This is a genomic window from Paraclostridium benzoelyticum (genome assembly GCF_001006285.1).
GTDB lineage: Bacteria > Bacillota > Clostridia > Peptostreptococcales > Peptostreptococcaceae > Paraclostridium > Paraclostridium benzoelyticum.
The window spans coordinates 1-1,840 of the sequence record NZ_LBBT01000124.1; the positions used below are offsets into that span (position 1 = coordinate 1).

Annotated in this window: 1 protein-coding gene; it reads left to right on the forward strand. The window is 29.9% G+C overall.

Features of this window, described 5'->3' with window-relative positions:
- Positions 1 to 97: 97 nt before the first annotated feature.
- The gene (hcp, locus tag VN21_RS05290) at positions 98 to 1,735 is read left to right on the forward strand and encodes a hydroxylamine reductase (protein ID WP_035116669.1); all 1,638 of its coding nucleotides are present in this window, start codon (positions 98 to 100) and stop codon (positions 1,733 to 1,735) included.
- Positions 1,736 to 1,840: the final 105 nt, after the last annotated feature.

Here is a 1,840-nt window from a genome sequence, read left to right on the forward strand (position 1 = left end):
AAAATTAATAAAAATGTAACATATGTTACAGATAAAAAGAAAAATAAGGAATATAATGTGTATATAAAATAAACATTTAAAAATTGGAGGAATAATTATGGAAAATAAAATGTTTTGTTTTCAATGTCAAGAAACAGCAGGATGTACAGGATGTACAAAATTTGGAGTTTGTGGAAAATCACCAGATTTAGCTAGAATGCAGGACTTATTAATATACGTAACTAAAGGATTATCAGAAGTTACAACAAGACTTAGAGAAGAAGGAAAAGAAGTAAGTGGTGAAGTAGATCACTTAATAACTATAAATTTATTTACTACTATAACAAATGCAAATTTTGATGATGAAATATTCTATATAAGAGTAAAAGAAACTTTAGAAACAAAAGAAGCATTATTATCTAAATTAAATAATAAAGAAAATTTATCAGAAGCTGCATTATGGACTGCAAACTCAAATGAAGAAATGGATGAAAAGTCAACTAAGGTTGGGGTTTTAGCAACTAAAGATGAAGATATAAGAAGCTTAAGAGAATTAATAATATATGGATTAAAAGGTTTAGCAGCATACATGAAGCATGCCAATGCATTAGGATATGATGATGAAAAAATAAATGCTTTTATGCAATCAACTTTAGCTAAGACTTTGGATGAAAACTTAAGTGTAGATGAATTAATAGGATTAACTTTAGAAACTGGTAAAGTTGGAGTAGACGGAATGGCTTTACTTGATAGCGCAAATACAGGAACTTATGGACATCCAGAAATAACTAAGGTTGATATAGGAGTTAGAAATAACCCAGGAATACTTATATCAGGACATGATTTAAAAGACTTAGAACTATTATTAAAACAAACAGAGGGAACTGGAGTAGATGTATATACTCACTCAGAAATGCTTCCAGCACACTACTATCCAGCGTTTAAAAAATATTCTCACTTTGCAGGAAATTACGGAAATGCTTGGTGGAAACAAAAAGAAGAGTTTGAAAGTTTTAACGGGCCAATATTAATGACTACAAACTGTATAGTACCACCAAAAGATACTTACAAAGATAGAATATACACTACAGGAGCTGCTGGATTTGCAGGAGTTAAACATATAAAAGGTAAGAGTGAAGACGATAAAGACTTCTCAGAAATAATAGAACAAGCTAAAAACTGTCAACCTCCTACAGAAATAGAAAGAGGAGAAATAGTTGGAGGATTTGCACATAATCAAGTATTTGCATTAGCAGATGCAGTAGTAGATGCAGTGAAAAGCGGAGCTATAAAGAAATTCTTCGTTATGGCAGGATGTGACGGAAGAGCTAAATCAAGAAACTACTATACAGAATTTGCAGAGGCACTACCAAAAGATACAGTGATTTTAACTGCAGGATGTGCAAAATATAAATACAATAAGCTAAACTTAGGAGATATAAATGGAATACCTAGAGTATTAGATGCAGGACAATGTAATGACTCATACTCATTAGCACTTATTGCATTAAAACTTAAAGAAGTATTTGAATTACAAGATATAAACGAATTACCAATAGCATTTAATATAGCATGGTATGAACAAAAAGCAGTAATAGTATTACTATCACTATTATACCTAGGGGTAAAAAATATACACTTAGGACCAACATTACCAGCGTTCTTATCACCAAATGTAGCTAAAGTATTAGTTGAAAACTTTGGTATAGGCGGAATAACAAATGTTGAAGATGATTTAAAAATGTTCTTAGGATAATTTTATAGAAAAGGATAGTTTTACTTATTGTAAAGCTATCCTTTTTTTATAATAAAGAGCTATGTAGACGTGATATATATTTTTATATTAATTAATAGAATGATT